The organism is Aliivibrio sp. 1S175 (assembly GCF_001690985.1).
In the GTDB taxonomy this organism is placed as follows: Bacteria; Pseudomonadota; Gammaproteobacteria; order Enterobacterales; family Vibrionaceae; genus Aliivibrio.
In genome coordinates, this window is the sequence record NZ_MAJS01000079.1 from 1 (window position 1) to 15,802 (window position 15,802).

The 15,802-nt window shown below is 39.5% G+C and carries 14 protein-coding genes and 3 tRNA genes; 15 read left to right on the forward strand and 2 right to left on the reverse strand.

All coding sequences use genetic code 11. From position 1 onward, the window contains the following. The first annotated feature begins 97 nt into the window (after positions 1-97). From A6E06_RS15230 to A6E06_RS15240, 3 genes are all read left to right on the forward strand, one after another. Positions 98-173: transfer RNA gene (locus A6E06_RS15230), tRNA-Gly, on the forward strand. 86 nt (positions 174-259) lie between these two features. Further along, positions 260-336, forward strand: a tRNA-Met gene (locus A6E06_RS15235). A gap of 33 nt (positions 337-369) precedes the next feature. Next, positions 370-445: transfer RNA gene (locus A6E06_RS15240), tRNA-Gly, on the forward strand. 569 nt (positions 446-1,014) lie between these two features. On the opposite strand, the gene queG is transcribed toward A6E06_RS15240, so the two are convergent. Continuing rightward, complete coding sequence (gene queG, locus A6E06_RS15245) at positions 1,015-2,127, reverse strand: tRNA epoxyqueuosine(34) reductase QueG (protein WP_065594260.1); 1,113 nt, start codon at positions 2,125-2,127, stop codon at positions 1,015-1,017. Between the two features lie 216 nt (positions 2,128-2,343). Here queG and tsaE point away from each other — a divergent pair, with 216 nt between their 5' ends. From tsaE to A6E06_RS15300, 11 genes are all read left to right on the forward strand, one after another. Continuing rightward, a complete protein-coding gene (tsaE, locus tag A6E06_RS15250) occupies positions 2,344-2,808 on the forward strand; it encodes a tRNA (adenosine(37)-N6)-threonylcarbamoyltransferase complex ATPase subunit type 1 TsaE (protein ID WP_065594235.1) in 465 nt (154 codons plus the stop codon). Continuing rightward, positions 2,802-4,529: a LysM peptidoglycan-binding domain-containing protein gene (locus A6E06_RS15255; RefSeq protein ID WP_065594234.1), complete on the forward strand. Its 1,728-nt coding sequence runs from the start codon at positions 2,802-2,804 to the stop codon at positions 4,527-4,529. Before tsaE ends, A6E06_RS15255 begins: the two co-directional genes overlap by 7 nt. Positions 4,530-4,541: 12 nt before the next feature. After that, on the forward strand, positions 4,542-6,539 hold the full coding sequence (mutL, locus tag A6E06_RS15260; protein WP_065594233.1) for a DNA mismatch repair endonuclease MutL: 1,998 nt from the start codon (positions 4,542-4,544) through the stop codon (positions 6,537-6,539). After that, a complete protein-coding gene (gene miaA, locus A6E06_RS15265; protein ID WP_065594232.1) occupies positions 6,532-7,464 on the forward strand; it encodes a tRNA (adenosine(37)-N6)-dimethylallyltransferase MiaA in 933 nt (310 codons plus the stop codon). The genes mutL and miaA overlap by 8 nt, the downstream gene beginning before the upstream one ends. 103 nt (positions 7,465-7,567) lie before the next feature. Beyond that, the gene (gene hfq / locus A6E06_RS15270) at positions 7,568-7,834 is read left to right on the forward strand and encodes an RNA chaperone Hfq (RefSeq protein ID WP_017022675.1); all 267 of its coding nucleotides are present in this window, start codon (positions 7,568-7,570) and stop codon (positions 7,832-7,834) included. A 44-nt stretch (positions 7,835-7,878) separates the two neighbouring features. After that, complete coding sequence (hflX, locus tag A6E06_RS15275) at positions 7,879-9,198, forward strand: ribosome rescue GTPase HflX (protein WP_065594231.1); 1,320 nt, start codon at positions 7,879-7,881, stop codon at positions 9,196-9,198. Between the two features lie 18 nt (positions 9,199-9,216). Beyond that, entirely contained in the window at positions 9,217-10,437 is a 1,221-nt protein-coding gene (gene hflK, locus A6E06_RS15280) for an FtsH protease activity modulator HflK (protein ID WP_065594230.1), read from the forward strand. 2 nt (positions 10,438-10,439) lie between these two features. Continuing rightward, entirely contained in the window at positions 10,440-11,324 is an 885-nt protein-coding gene (gene hflC / locus A6E06_RS15285; RefSeq protein ID WP_065594229.1) for a protease modulator HflC, read from the forward strand. A 93-nt stretch (positions 11,325-11,417) separates the two neighbouring features. Beyond that, positions 11,418-11,603 (forward strand): DUF2065 domain-containing protein, encoded by a 186-nt coding sequence (locus A6E06_RS15290; RefSeq protein WP_065594228.1) that lies wholly within the window; start codon positions 11,418-11,420, stop codon positions 11,601-11,603. A gap of 178 nt (positions 11,604-11,781) precedes the next feature. Then, on the forward strand, positions 11,782-13,098 hold the full coding sequence (locus A6E06_RS15295; protein WP_065594227.1) for an adenylosuccinate synthase: 1,317 nt from the start codon (positions 11,782-11,784) through the stop codon (positions 13,096-13,098). 212 nt (positions 13,099-13,310) lie between these two features. Beyond that, a complete protein-coding gene (locus A6E06_RS15300; protein ID WP_065594226.1) occupies positions 13,311-13,943 on the forward strand; it encodes a tetratricopeptide repeat protein in 633 nt (210 codons plus the stop codon). 111 nt (positions 13,944-14,054) lie between these two features. Here the strand turns inward: A6E06_RS15300 and hmpA are convergent, their stop codons facing one another. Beyond that, positions 14,055-15,239, reverse strand: a complete 1,185-nt coding sequence (gene hmpA, locus A6E06_RS15305; RefSeq protein ID WP_065594225.1) for an NO-inducible flavohemoprotein — start codon at positions 15,237-15,239, stop codon at positions 14,055-14,057. 109 nt (positions 15,240-15,348) lie between these two features. Between hmpA and nsrR the strand changes: the two genes are divergently transcribed. After that, positions 15,349-15,774 (forward strand): nitric oxide-sensing transcriptional repressor NsrR, encoded by a 426-nt coding sequence (gene nsrR, locus A6E06_RS15310; protein ID WP_065594224.1) that lies wholly within the window; start codon positions 15,349-15,351, stop codon positions 15,772-15,774. Positions 15,775-15,802 lie beyond the last annotated feature (28 nt).

Genomic DNA, 15,802 nt, shown 5'->3' on the forward strand with positions numbered 1-15,802 from the left:
GTTTGGTAGCTCGTCGGGCTCATAACCCGAAGGTCGTAGGTTCAAATCCTGCTCCCGCAACCACATTTAGATTGAATGCTTTTATAGCGTTGATCATGCGACACTAGCTCAGCTGGTAGAGCGCAACCTTGCCAAGGTTGAGGTCACGAGTTCGAGCCTCGTGTGTCGCTCCATTTTCTCTTTAAGAGCCATTAGGTTCTTCTCGAAAAGGGAATTTGGGTATAAAGTTCCCATTGTACTTTGAACAATGGCATCCGGACGCGGGATGGAGCAGCTTGGTAGCTCGTCGGGCTCATAACCCGAAGGTCGTAGGTTCAAATCCTGCTCCCGCAACCACATTTAGATTGAATGCTTTATAGCGTTGATCATGCGACACTAGCTCAGCTGGTAGAGCGCAACCTTGCCAAGGTTGAGGTCACGAGTTCGAGCCTCGTGTGTCGCTCCAAACAAAATAAAAGCGCTGAATTATATTCAGCGCTTTTATTTTCTTTAAAATTAATGCTGTGAAGCATTAACCCCACGAAAAACTCTGCTCTTTTAGAACATTCTGATTCAAATACTAAACAAGAATCAAACCGTCTGATGAACTATCTGTATTCACTGTATCTCTCAATGACTTATAGTATCAGAGGGATAGTTATATGCGTTAATTACCATATAACTAACAGACTTATCCACACATTAGTTTTTGTGGATAAGTCTGTTAGTTGTTTGAAAATGGCATTAAAAAAAAGAATGTATTTTTAGATCTTATTTCTATTTAATGATCAATAACATTTTTGCTTATTTGTATCTATTTGATAAGTAAGGGTTTTGTGTTTTATATGCATTATTCTTGGCCATTTGAAAGATCTTTTTCCTTGACTTCCTTGATCCTAATCATATTCCTGTCTTGTGTTTAACTTTTCTATTTTTTGAATTGTTAAGTCTGCTTAATAATGTTTTCCACATTTATTTCGATCCACCTCAAACTTTATAAGTCGTAATTAATAGGTATAGAAATATTATTATTTATTAAGCGTCTCTTGGTAACCCTTTTTCTATAATGCGGATAAGTCTTTGTTCTTTTCTATTTTTGTTTATTTGGTGTGATTTTTGCTGTTCTATTGCCCAATGAATGTGAATATCTAAATTCTCATCTAAATCTAGACGCTTCATTAGTGCAGAGATAATAAGTTCTGACTGAGGAGCATTTCCCATTGCAATCGAGATATTACGCAGCCATTGTAAATATCCAATACGACGAATTGCAGAGCCTTCCATGTTTTTTAAAAATGTGGCTTCATCCCAATCAAAGAGGGAAATAAGATCTGCATTATTTAAGGAGTCCCTGCGATGAAAATCATTTTGTTGTGTGATATCGGCTTCTCTATTCCAAGGGCAGACAAGTTGGCAATCATCACACCCATAAATACGATTCCCCATTAAAGGTCTAAACTCTTCAGGAATAACGCCGCTGTTTTCTATGGTGAGATAAGAGATACACCGACGCGCATCAATAACTCCATTTTCTAATATGGCATTTGTGGGGCACGAAGTGACACAAGCTGTACATTTACCACATTGGTTCTCAACAGGGGAATCAACCGGTAGTGGGATATCAACTAAGAGCTCGCCCAAGAAAAACCAAGACCCTGCGTCTTTATCAAGTAGAAGCGAATGTTTTCCGGTCCAACCAAGTCCTGCTTTTTCAGCTAAGGGTCTTTCTAAAATTGGGGCAGAATCAACAAAAGGGCGGTAACCTAATTGTTCTACTTCTGCTTCAATCTTTTGACCTAGCTTTTTTAATTGGTTACGAATCAGTTTGTGGTAGTCACGGCCAAGTGCATAGCGACTAATATAGGCCTGAGTGGTGTCGCTTAAATTACTGGCAAATCCTGCTTCTGGAGGGAGATAATCCATACGCGCACTAATAACGCGAATGGTTCCTGGGTGTAGTTCATTCGGTCTTGCTCTCATTACCCCATGCCGAGCCATCCAATCCATAGAACCATGGTAGCCAGCATCAAGCCATTGCTCTAAAGCTGCTTCATGTTGAGATAAATCGATGTCACAGATCCCGACCTTTTGAAAGCCAAGTTCTTGTGCCCAAAGTTTGATGTTATTAGCGAGTGCTTGATAGTCAATTTTCACAAGGAGATTACATTTTTTTATTACAGTATAATGAGTAAAAGTTTATCATATAGCTAAGATAACTCGTAATTTGATACTGCTGATAAAGTACTATTAAGTAAGATGTACCAATACAGAAGATAACTTGCGTATAAATATTCACTATATAAATTGTGAATTTGATACCAAGTCTATCAATTTAGACAATTAGAATAGTGAAATTAGTGAATAATGGAACGCTTTGAATTTAATTTAGCTACTGAAGACGACACTGTTGAATTTGGTAGACAGCTTTCTCAAGCTTGTAATCAACAAACAACGATCTTTCTGCATGGTGACCTTGGTGCAGGTAAAACGACTTTTAGCCGAGGATTTATTCGTTCACTAGGCCATGTAGGTAATGTAAAGAGCCCAACATATACTCTAGTTGAACCTTATGAATTGGATAAGTGGCAGGTATACCATTTTGACCTATATCGTTTAGCCGATCCTGAAGAACTAGAGTTTATGGGTATTCGTGATTACTTTACCGATGATGCAATTTGTTTAGTTGAATGGCCTGAGAGAGGGCATGGGTTGTTACCTGAACCTGATATTGATATTGATATTCGCTATGAAGGTGAAGGTCGTCATGTTGTGATTACAGGTAATAATGAATATGGATGTAGTTTAGTGCAGCGGTTGGATTTGTGTTAATCGGTAAATATTTGCGAGTTCTTTGGTATATGCTATTTGTTGTTTTATCAGCAAATAGTTTTTCTGTTTCTGCTAATACATTAGAGGGAATACGTGTTTGGCCATCACCTGATGAAACTCGTATTGTTATCGATTTAAACTCAGAGGCAAATTACAGTTATTTTACGTTGAGCAGCCCATATCGTTTGGTTGTTGACCTTAAAAATACTAATGTAAAAGCAAAACTACCACTTAGCGTTAGTGATAGTAAGGTGTTATCAAAAATAAGAAAGAGCTCTGCGCCATCAAAAGGGACAACTCGACTTGTTTTTGAATTAAAACACTCCGTTACAGCAGAGATTTTTAAATTAGCACCGACTCCTGGTGGCCAGTATGGACACCGTTTAGTAATGGATTTACCTCATAAATCTAAAGGAAATTCAAAACCAGTTCAAAGTAAACCTATAGCTTCTTCAAAACCAATTATTAATTCTCAAGCCAATCAAATTATTGGAAGTGGTGAGATTATTATTGCCATTGATGCCGGACATGGCGGGGAAGATCCTGGTTCTATTGGACCGACAAGAAAATATGAGAAGCATGCAACTCTCGCTATATCGAAGAAAGTGGTCGCGCAAATAAATGCTCAACCGGGTATGAGAGCAATACTTACTCGTAGCGGTGATTACTTTGTTAATTTAAACCAACGAACTGAATTAGCGAGAAAAAATAGAGCTCACTTTTTAGTGTCGATCCATGCCGATAGCTTTAGTTCTCCAAAGCCACGAGGTGGTTCTGTTTTTGTGTTAAATACACGTCGTGCGAATACCGAAATTGGTCGTTGGGTAGAGAAACATGAGAAGCAATCAGAGCTTTTGGGAGGCGCAGGAGATGTGCTATCTAAAAATAATAAAGACAGAAACGTAAGCCAAACTATTTTAGATATGCAGTTTCAAAACTCAACGGAAGAAGGCTATAAATTAGCGGTAAATGTACTTTCTGAAATGGGTAAAGTGATTAAACTGCATAAATCTAAACCTGCACATGCGAGTTTGGCGGTATTGAAATCACCAGATATTCCATCAATCTTAATTGAAACGGGTTTTATGTCGAACCCTACTGAAGAGAAGCAACTGTTCCAGCGAGCTCATCAGGATAAGATTGCTCGAGCGATCTCAAGGGCCATTACTCGTTACTTTAAAGATAACCCACCTCAAGGTACTTTACTGGCAGCAAAAGGACAGCAGCAGAAACACAAAGTACGATCTGGTGAATCACTGTCTGTTATCGCGAAAAAGTACGGCACTACGACGGCTAAGCTAAAAAGTGCAAATAAGCTTAAGAGTACTGGTTTAGCGGTAGGGCAAGTGCTGATTATTCCAAATAATAAATCTGTGTATGTTGCTCCGAAAACGACGACATCAAGTTCAACGCAAGCACGTACGATTATCACCCATAAAGTACGCTCTGGTGAATACTTAGGAAAAATTGCATCTAGATATAAAGTATCAACCAGTAGCCTACGTTCATTAAATAGATTGAAGTCCGATACCTTGTTTGTCGGTCAAAAATTGAAAGTGAGTATTGTTGCGCCAGTTAAGAAACATACGGTGAAACGTGGTGAGTTCTTAGGTAAAATTGCGACTAAATATGGAGTGTCTGTATCCAGTCTGAGAAAGGCCAATAAATTACGTTCAGATGAATTGGCAATCGGACAGGTACTCGTTATACCAACCAGTTAAAAGGACAGGGTTATGCCAATTCAGATCTTACCAGCTCGATTAGCCAACCAAATTGCGGCGGGTGAGGTTGTAGAGCGCCCTGCTTCTGTTGTAAAAGAGCTTGTAGAAAACAGTATCGATGCGGGAGCAACTCGCATCGATATTGATATTGAAAAAGGTGGCAGTAAGTTAATTCGTATCCGTGATAACGGTTTTGGTATTGCGAAAGATGAATTAACCCTCGCCTTAAGCCGCCATGCGACCTCTAAAATTACCACTCTTGATGACTTAGAAGCGATTGTCAGTTTAGGCTTTCGTGGTGAAGCCCTTGCTTCGATAAGTTCCGTCTCTCGTCTTACCTTAACGTCTCGAACTATCGCTCAAGAAGAGGCATGGTCAGCGTATGCTGAAGGGCGAGATATGACGGTAAAGTTGAAACCAGCAGCTCATCCAATTGGCACGACTATCGATGTGGTTGATCTTTTCTTCAATACCCCAGCTCGTCGAAAGTTTCTCCGTACAGAAAAAACAGAATTCACGCATATTGATGAGTTATTAAAGCGAATAGCGTTGAGTCGATTGGATATTACGATCAATCTGCGTCATAACGGCAAACAAATTCGTCAATATCGAGCAGCCCAAACTAAAGCTCAAGTTGAAAAGCGTCTTGCCGCGGTATGTGGTTCTAATTTTCTACAGCATGCGTTAGAGGTTGAGTTAGAGCATGGCGAACTTAAATTCCATGGTTGGATTTCTTCACCAGAAGGGGCGCGTGCGCAAGGTGATATCCAATATTGCTATGTGAATGGTCGAATGATGAAGGATAAATTAATCAATCATGCTATTCGACAAGGTTATGAGTCCTCTTTACTCGCCAATCAATATGCGGCATATATTCTATTTATTGAGATTAATCCTCATGATGTAGATGTGAATGTTCATCCTGCAAAACATGAAGTGCGTTTTCATCAAGCCCGCTTAGTGCATGACTTTATCTATCAAGCGATTTATGGTGCATTGCAGCAAAGTGCAAGCTTATTTTTGTCTCAGCATGACCATGACAGCGATAACCAAGTTGATGATAAAGAAGCCTATTTTCCACCGATGAAAGAATATGTTCGTCAACCTCAACAAGATTCTCCGCACAAAGAGGTTGATGTAAAGGCTGAACAGTTAAGAGTTGCGGTAAATTCCACGCCAAATTACCCCAACAAAGCCCCGTCAGATTCTTGGGTTTCATCAAGTTCATCTACCCGACTTTCGCCAAAAGCGGAAGGTCCAAAAGCACAAAGATTATATCAAAGCGATAAGCCATCTCAGAAAGAGTTGAATCAATATAAGGCATTGCTAACGACAACGACGAAAGATTTTCAGTCGTCACCTCATCAAATAAATGAAGCCCGCTTAAGTCATTCACCAGACGTTACAGAAATAGAAAAATTTGTACCGGTATTAAGTGTGGAGACTGATAAAACAGTATCATTAGGGAAAGTATTAAGCATTGTCGAAAACGTTTTTGCTTTGTTACAGCAAGGTTCTCAGTTACAACTTTTGGATTTACGCTACGCTGAATTTGTAAAAAGCCATGGCCAATTAAATACAGTACATGTTGAACCATTAAGACCCCAACCTTTATTGATCCCCCTTTCTGTTGGAATTGAAGAGGGAATATGTAATAAAATATTGAATTATGTTTCTTTCTTGAAACCTCTTGGAATTGATCTTAAAGTTAAAAATAGTACTAACGTGATCGTTATGGCGGTTTGTCAGCCGATAAGGCAGCAGAATTTACAACAATTGATCCCGAATCTGTTAAGGTATCTAGATAACATCAATCCGTCACTTGAGCAGGTAATAATTTGGCTTTCTCATCAAATTCAACATGAAGAGGCCAATTATAGTACCGCTCAAGCGATACAATTAGTGATGGAATTAGAGCAGTTATGGGGAAGTGGTTTATCCCAATTTAATCAGAAGCTGTTAAAAAACATCGATATTACTCAGGCGATACAAGCATTTAGTCATGAATAAAGCATTACCAAAAGCCATATTTTTAATGGGACCGACTGCATCAGGAAAAACAAGCTTAGCAATTGAATTGCGAAAACGTTTTCCTGTAGAGTTGATAAGCGTAGACTCAGCCCTTATCTATAAGGGTATGGATATCGGTACGGCAAAACCAAATGAGGCGGAACTTTTACAGGCACCTCATCGTCTTATTGATATTTTAGAACCGACGGAGAGCTATTCGGTAGCTGAATTTCGTCGTGATGCTTTAAGAGAGATGGAAGACATTGTTGCTCAAGGAAAGATACCTTTGTTAGTTGGTGGTACGATGTTGTATTACAAAGCACTACTTGAAGGTCTTTCACCATTACCAGCAGCGGATGCTGACATTAGAGCTCAAATTGAGCAAGAAGCGGTGACTCTTGGATGGGAAGCTATGCACGGTCAGTTAAAAGACATTGATCCTGTATCAGCAGCTAGAATTCATCCAAATGATCCACAACGACTTTCCCGAGCGTTGGAAGTATTTCGAATTTCGGGTAAAACATTAACAGAATTAACCCAGATTAAAGGTGAAGCTTTGCCTTATGAGGTGCATCAATTTGCGATAGCGCCAAAAGAAAGAGCAGAAATTCACCGTCGAATTGAACTGCGTTTTAAGATGATGATGGAAGCTGGTTTTGAAGAGGAAGCTCGTACGTTGTACGAACGAGAAGATCTTCATGCGAATTTGCCATCGATTCGATGCGTAGGTTATCGACAAATGTGGGACTATTTTGATGGGGAAGGCACATTAGATGACGCAATTTTTCGCGGAGTTTGTGCGACTCGTCAATTGGCCAAGCGACAAATTACCTGGCTACGTAGCTGGGAAGAGTTAACTTGGCTGGATAGTGACAACATTGATGGTGCCCTACAAACGATCTCTGATCGTTTAGAGAAAAAATAAGCACAATAAAGTATCAATGTTGTTTAACTTCAGAGCATTTAGTCATAAGCTAAAGACTAATAGCTAAATAAAATTACAATTACAAACCAAAAAGGAAAAAAAAATGGCTAAAGGGCAATCTTTGCAAGACCCATTTTTGAATGCACTGCGTCGTGAAAGAATTCCAGTGTCTATCTATTTAGTGAATGGGATTAAATTACAGGGACAAATCGAATCATTTGATCAATTTGTTATCCTATTGAAGAATACAGTAAATCAGATGGTATATAAGCATGCGATCTCTACTGTAGTTCCAGCTCGTGCTGTAAGCCATCACACTGCAAGTGATCGCCCACAAGGCGAGCGTCCACAAGAAACAACAGAAGAGTAGTATTATTCTATTATTGAATAGTTGGACTCTTAAGGAGTTAATGCTTGTTTGACCGTTATGAATCCGGTGAACAGGCTATTCTTGTGCATATTAACTTCACTTATGAAGGGGAGTTGGAAGATCTCGACGAATGTAAAATGTTGGTGTCTTCTGCGGGGGTAAACACATTGGCTGTTGTGACGGGAACCCGTCAATCCCCACTCCCTAAATATTATGTAGGTGAGGGTAAAGCACTAGAAATTGCCGATGCTGTTCGAGCAAATAATGCAGACATTGTGATTTTTAATCACGCATTGTCTCCAGCTCAAGAACGAAATTTAGAACAAATATGTGAATGTCGAGTAATAGACCGAACTGGACTAATACTGGATATTTTTGCTCAACGAGCACGAACCTATGAAGGTAAGCTGCAAGTTGAGTTAGCACAATTACGTCATATATCTACTCGATTAATCCGTGGCTGGACACACCTTGAACGTCAAAAAGGCGGAATTGGTTTACGAGGTCCGGGTGAAACGCAATTAGAAACTGATAGACGATTATTGCGAGATCGTATCAAAGCAATCCTACGTCGATTAGGTAAAGTTGCAAAGCAACGTGAACAAGGTCGTAGAGCAAGAATTCGGGCTGAAATTCCAACCATTTCTTTAGTTGGTTATACTAACGCAGGGAAATCTACGTTATTTAACCGAATTACTGAAGCTGGGGTTTATGTCGCAGATCAATTGTTCGCAACACTTGACCCGACTTTACGTAAGATTGAAGTAACCGATGTTGGAGCCTCAATACTTGCTGATACAGTAGGTTTCATTCGTCATTTACCACATGATCTTGTTGCTGCCTTTAAGGCAACATTACAAGAAACGCAAGAAGCTAATATTTTGTTACATGTAGTTGATGCCAGTGATGAGCGTTTTCGTGAGAACATTGAAGCAGTAGATATTGTTCTTGAAGAGATAGATGCCCATGAGGTGCCTTATCTTCTCGTAATGAATAAGATTGATAACTTAGAAAATCAACAACCAAGAATTGAACGTGATGAGGAAGGAGTCCCTCGATGTGTTTGGGTTTCAGCAATGGAAGGTCAAGGCATTGAATTACTTTTTCAAGCATTAACGGAACGGTTAGCAGGGCAAATGGTAGTTCATACATTGCGACTACCTCCTGAGTTGGTTGGGCGTTTTCGAAGTAAGTTCTTTCAAATGCAAAGCATTATAAAAGAAGAATATCAGGATGATGGCAGCTTGCTTATTGATATACGTATGCAGCAAGTTGATTGGTCTAAGTTAGAAAAACGTGAAGAGACTCCGTTAAGTTACTTTTTAGTGACAAACGAGAGCGCACAGGATTCTTTATCTTCATAATTACCTTGGAGTTTTCTAATGGCGTGGAATGAGCCTGGAAATAACAACAACAATAATAATGGCGGCGGCGATAATAAAGACCCTTGGGGTAATAAAAATCGTGGCGGTCGTGAACAAGGCCCACCAGACCTTGATGAAGTTTTTAATAAACTAAGTCAAAAGCTAAGCGGTAAGTTTGGCGGTGGAAATAAAGGCGGAAACAATAAAGGTGGCAGTGGCTTACCTTCATTTGGTAATGGCGGCGCAATTGGCTTAGGTCTCATTGCGGTTGTCGCAATTGCTATCTGGATATTTTCTGGTTTCTATACGATTGGCGAGAGTGAGCGTGGTGTCGTTTTACGCTTAGGTAAATACGATCGTATGGTTGATCCAGGTCTAAACTGGAAACCAACCTTTATTGACCAAGTAACAGCTGTAAATATTCAATCGATTCGTTCATTAAACTCAAAAGGCTTAATGCTAACAAAAGATGAGAACGTTGTGACTGTTGAAATGGGTGTTCAATATCGAGTTGCTGACGCACGAAAATATTTATATACCGTCGTTAATGCTGATGACAGTTTACGTCAAGCGACTGATTCTGCACTTCGTGCTGTAATTGGTGACGCAAAAATGGATGATATCTTGACCAGTGGTCGTCAAGTGATCCGTCAACGTACTCAAGAAACACTGAATCGTATAGTTGATAAATATGATATGGGTTTAATTGTTGTTGATGTCAACTTCCAACTTGCTCGTCCACCGGAAGAAGTGAAAGCGTCGTTTGATGATGCAATCGCGGCTCGAGAAGATGAAGAACGTTTCATTCGTGAAGCAGAAGCCTACAGCAATGATATTCTTCCAAAAGCCACAGGTCGTGCTGAGCGTTTGAAGAAAGAAGCTCAAGGTTATACTGAACGTACTGTGAACGGAGCTATTGGTCAAATTGCTCAGTTTGAAAAGTTGTTACCTGAATACAATAGAGCACCTGAAGTCACACGTACTCGTTTGTATCTTGATACAATGGAACGTGTATACGGTAATACAAGTAAGGTTCTTATTGATTCTGAATCAAACGGTAATTTGTTGTATCTTCCATTAGATAAGATGGTAGGTAATCAACAAGGGTCTGCTAAATCTTCTCCTAAAACATCAACATCATCATCTAAAAATTATGATTTTGAGTTAGAGAAAAATGGACAACCAGATCCAAAAGCGAATACTACAAGCCGTACTTCAACTCGTGAAGGGAGATATTAATCATGCGTAAGTTAATGATCCCAACGCTTATCGTTGTTATCGCTATTTTCTTAATGTCACTGTTTGTGATACCAGAAGGCGAACGCGGTATCGTAACTCGATTTGGTCGTTTGATTAAAGATGACAACAACATTACACGTATTTATGAACCTGGTTTACATTTTAAAATGCCAATGTTCGATCGTGTAAACGTGTTAGATGCTCGAATTCAAACAATGGATGATCAATCAGACCGTTTCGTAACATCAGAGAAAAAAGACGTTATTATCGATTCATACGTTAAATGGAAAATTAAAGATTTCGGTCAATTCTATTTAGCAACAGGTGGCGGTAATATCTTAACGGCGGAATCTTTATTGCAACGTCGTGTATCTGATGGCTTACGAGCTGAAATTGGTAGTAAAACCGTTAAAGAAATCGTTTCTGAAAAACGTGAACAAGTAATGGCAACAGTACTTCTTGACTCTCAAGAAGGAACTGGTGATTTAGGAATTGAAGTGATTGATTTACGAATCAAGAAAATCAACCTACCAGAAGAAATTTCAGAATCTATTTACCGTCGTATGCGTGCAGAGCGTGAAGCCGTTGCTCGTAAATTACGTTCTCAAGGTCGCGAGAAAGCCGAAGTTATTCGTGCTCAATCAGAGCTTGAAGTGGCCACTATTATTGCAGAAGCGGATAAAACAGCACAAATTACTCGTGGTGATGCTGATGCAAAAGTAGCGAAATTGTATGCAGATACGTTTAATAAAGAACCTGAGTTCTTTAGCTTTATTCGTTCATTGAAAGCATATGAAAATTCATTTAATAGCAAGAATGACATCTTGGTACTTGATCCTAAGGCTGACTTCTTCAAATACATGAATGATCCAAAAGGCGGAAAATAAATCTCGTGTAGATTTTAATTCTAACTAATTAACAAGGTCCTTCGGGGCCTTGTTTTGTTTTTGTCTATTAATTTATCTCGATAGAGAGGTTGTATGAGTAATGCTATTTGGTTGGCGATTGGCGGTGTACTTATTGTTGAAGGGCTAGGCCCATTAATTGCTCCTAATGGGTGGCGTAATATGGTGGCTCAATTGAGTGAGCAACCAGATAATACCTTGCGACGTATTGGTGGTTGCTTAGTTGTGACTGGTGTTGTGATTTGCAGTGTGATGCTTTGAATTTTGTTAGAAATCTAAGCGCATAAACTTGGTTTGATTTTATTGAGAATAATAAATGACAAATTTGTTTATATTGGCAGCGGTTTATTGTGAAAGTGAGTTTTCCCTTAAAAATAAATGAAACATTTTTCTATCAATGCTAGAATCCATTTTTAACTAACAAGCAGACTTTGGAAAGATGGGAAATAACGTAGTCGTTCTGGGCACCCAATGGGGTGACGAAGGTAAAGGTAAAATAGTAGACCTTTTAACTGAAGATGCAAAGTATGTGGTTCGCTATCAAGGCGGTCACAATGCAGGCCATACTCTAGTTATCGACGGTGAAAAAACCGTTCTACACTTAATTCCATCAGGTATCTTACGTAATAATGTTGAATGCATTATTGGTAATGGCGTAGTACTTTCGCCTGATGCTTTACTAAAAGAAATGGCGCCACTTGAAGCGCGTGGCATTCCAGTTCGTGAACGCCTATTCATTTCTGAAGCTTGTCCTCTAATTCTTCCTTATCACGTAGCGCTAGATCAAGCGCGTGAAATCGCACGTGGTAACAAAGCAATTGGTACAACTGGTCGTGGTATCGGTCCTGCGTACGAAGATAAAGTATCTCGTCGTGGCCTACGTGTTGGCGATTTGTTTGATAAAGCGGCTTTTGCTGAAAAACTAAAAGAAGTAATGGAATACCATAACTTCGCATTAGTGAACTACTACAAAGTAGACGCAGTAAGCTATGAAGAAGTACTTGAGCAAGCAATGAGCTATGCTGATCTACTTACTTCAATGGTTATTGATGTTACTGATACTCTTGACGCAGCACGTAAGCGTGGCGACAAGATTATGTTTGAAGGTGCTCAAGGTACACTTCTAGACATCGACCACGGTACTTACCCTTATGTAACGTCTTCTAATACTACTGCTGGTGGTGTTGCTGCGGGTTCTGGTTTTGGACCTCGTCATTTAGGCTACATCCTAGGTATTACCAAGGCATACTGTACTCGTGTTGGTTCAGGTCCATTCCCTACAGAGCTATATGATGGTCTAGAAAAACAAGACCCAATCGGTAAGCACTTAGGCGATGTTGGTCATGAGTTTGGCGCGACAACTGGCCGTTTACGCCGTTGTGGTTGGTTTGATGCTGTTGCTATGCGTCGTGCAATCCAAATCAACTCATTATCTGGAATTTGTCTAACTAAGTTAGATGTTTTAGATGGCCTAGAAGAGCTAAAAATCTGTACTGGTTACATGATGAAAGATGGCTCTTTATTAGAAGTTTCTCCAATGGCTGCTGAAGCATTTGAAGAAGCAACACCAGTATACGAAACTATGCCTGGTTGGTCTGAAAATACATTCGGTGCACAAACAATTGAAGCGCTTCCACAAGCGGCTTTAGATTACATTAAGCGTATCGAAGAATTAACAGGTGTTCCAATTGACATTATCTCTACTGGTCCTGACCGTAATGAGACAATCGTTAAAGTACACCCATTCGAAGTTTAATAACGAACGAATGAATAAAAACCAGCTCATGTAGCTGGTTTTTTTGTGCCTAAATTTTGAGGCTTGAGCCTTTTAATTCATATTATCATCAATTATTTAATCAACGATTTATAAAGTATGGGCAAAAAATTGCCACTTAGGGTGAATTTTGCCTAAAGAACTTGCCGCTTACGTCGATACAATAAATACAGTGACAAAGAGTTGATGAATTTATGAAACTACGACATCTCGTAGCAGCTTGTATGGTGGCACTTGTGCCCGTGCATGCTTCTAGCGAAGAGATCGGGGAACCGATCCCAATTTATACCGAAAACCAATTATTCCGGCTGTTTGATACTAACTCACAGTTAACTCGTGTGAAGAACGTGGATAATTGTCAATTAGTTGAAGATATCGTTGCTCGTGCAACCAAAATTGATTCTCCTGCGTATGAGTTCCTTTATGGGGATATGCTTGCATGGGGAGTGTGTGTTGACCGTGATGTAGAGCTAGGTCTCTATTATATGGAAAATGCAGCAAGGCAAGGCTTACCCGCCGCACTTGAGCAAATTGGTCGATATTATGCCAAAGGCACATTAGTGCAGCAAGACAGAGAGAGAGCGATCCCTTATCTGCGTGAAGCGGCAGGGATGGGTAATATTAATGCTCGTATTCATTTAGCGGAATTACTGCTTAGTGATTATGGCAGCCCGCTAGATTATGAAGATGCGTATCGATGGTTATATAATTCGATAACTTCTGATGGTCGTCAACATAGACGAATTGCTAATTTGAGAAATGGATTAGAGATGCGCATGCCAGGTAACGTTATTGCGAGAGCAAAAAGGCGAGATACCTTCTGGTAGAACCTAAGTGCTAATATGTAACTGTTTTTGTTAGATAGGTAATGTCATCAACTCTAAAAAACGCCCAGCGATTATTCATCGCTGGGCGTTTTTGCATTTTAATTTAGCGGTTTAAAGAACTTTATGAGGGCCAAAGCATTCGTAGTGAATACGATCTTCAGTAACACCCAGTTCAATTAACTGTTTCGCGACATGTTGCATAAAGCCCACAGGACCACAGAAATAATAATGACCAGTATCAGAGATGATCTCTTCTTTAACGTCAGCTAAGTTAATTAAACCGCCAAACTGGAAGTCTTGATTTAGCTTATCTGTTTCCTGTGCTTGGTTATACCAAGTATACGCAGAGATATGTTCATGCTTCTCTGCTAAAGCAGAAATATGGTGTTTAAATGCATGTTGAGATCCATTTTCTGTCGCGTGCAGCCAAGTTACTTTTTCTTCATGCTGGGTAAGTGTTTCTAGCATAGAAAGAGTAGGAGTTAAGCCAACACCTGCAGAAATAAGCGTAACAGGTGTTGATGCTTCAACATCTAAGAAAAAATCGCCAGCAGGCGCAGTAAGATTTACCTTATCGCCAACATTGAGTGACGCATGTAGATAATTTGATGCTTTACCGCCTTCCTCTCGTTTTACTGAAATGCGGTATGTTTTTTCTTGAGGCGCAGAAGATAAACTGTATTGACGCACTTCTTGGTTTTCGAATTCTTCAGGATTTAAATAAATACCAATGTATTGACCTGGTTTAAATGACGATACCGCTAAGTCATCTGTTGGCATAAGCGTAAAGCTAGTGATGAGCTCACTTTCTTTTTCTTTTGCTATTAGCTCAAACTCACGCAGTCCGCGCCAACCACCATCAAGAGCATTGTTATCTTGATAGATTTGTTCTTCACGTTGAATGAATACATTAGCCAGAATACCGTAAGCTTCAGCCCACGCATCTAATACTTCTTGGCCTGGAGAAAACATTTCATCAAGCGTTGCGATTAAGTGTCCACCAACAATATTGTATTGCTCGGCGGTGATCATAAAGCTGGTATGTTTGTGTGCTATTTTTTCAACAGCAGGCAGTAAGACTGCTAGGTTTTCAATATTACCCGCATAAGCACAGATTGCATTGAATAACGCTTCTCGTTGATCGCCATTGCGCTGATTACTCATGTTAAAAATATCTTTTAACTCTGGATTATGAGTAAACATACGATCGTAAAAATGCGCGGTTAATGCCGGGCCGGTTTGTGCAAGTAATGGAATAGTGGATTTAATGATGTCGATAGTATTTTTGCTGAGCATGATTTATTACCTTTAAAGGTGTATTTATAATGTATGTTATAAGTTGTATCTAAAATATATCTTTTAGTCAAGAGAAGAATTACAATGAAAAAGACATTAAGGAGAGGATATGCAGCTTACAAATTTTACCGACTTTGGCTTGAGAGCCTTGATATTCCTAGCTTCGTTACCTAAGGATGAATTAACCAGTATTACTATCGTGACAGAAACATTTGATGTGTCACGTAATCACATGGTTAAAATAATAAACAAATTAGGCCAAGAAGGTTACGTAAAAACGGTTCGAGGAAAGAACGGTGGCATCTGTTTAGGAAGACCAGCAGAGCTGATTAATATCGGAGATGTGATACGTTCTATTGAGCCATTACAAGTTGTGAATTGTGCTCCTGATTTTTGTCATATCACATCGGCTTGTCGATTGAAGAGCGCACTCGCTAAAGCCAAGCAAGCATTCTTAGGTGAACTGGATAATTACACCATTCAAGATATGTTAACTGACAACAATGAATTACTGATTTTGTTAAAGAGAGTTTAGCTTGTAATTCCAGATCCTTTCCTATCTG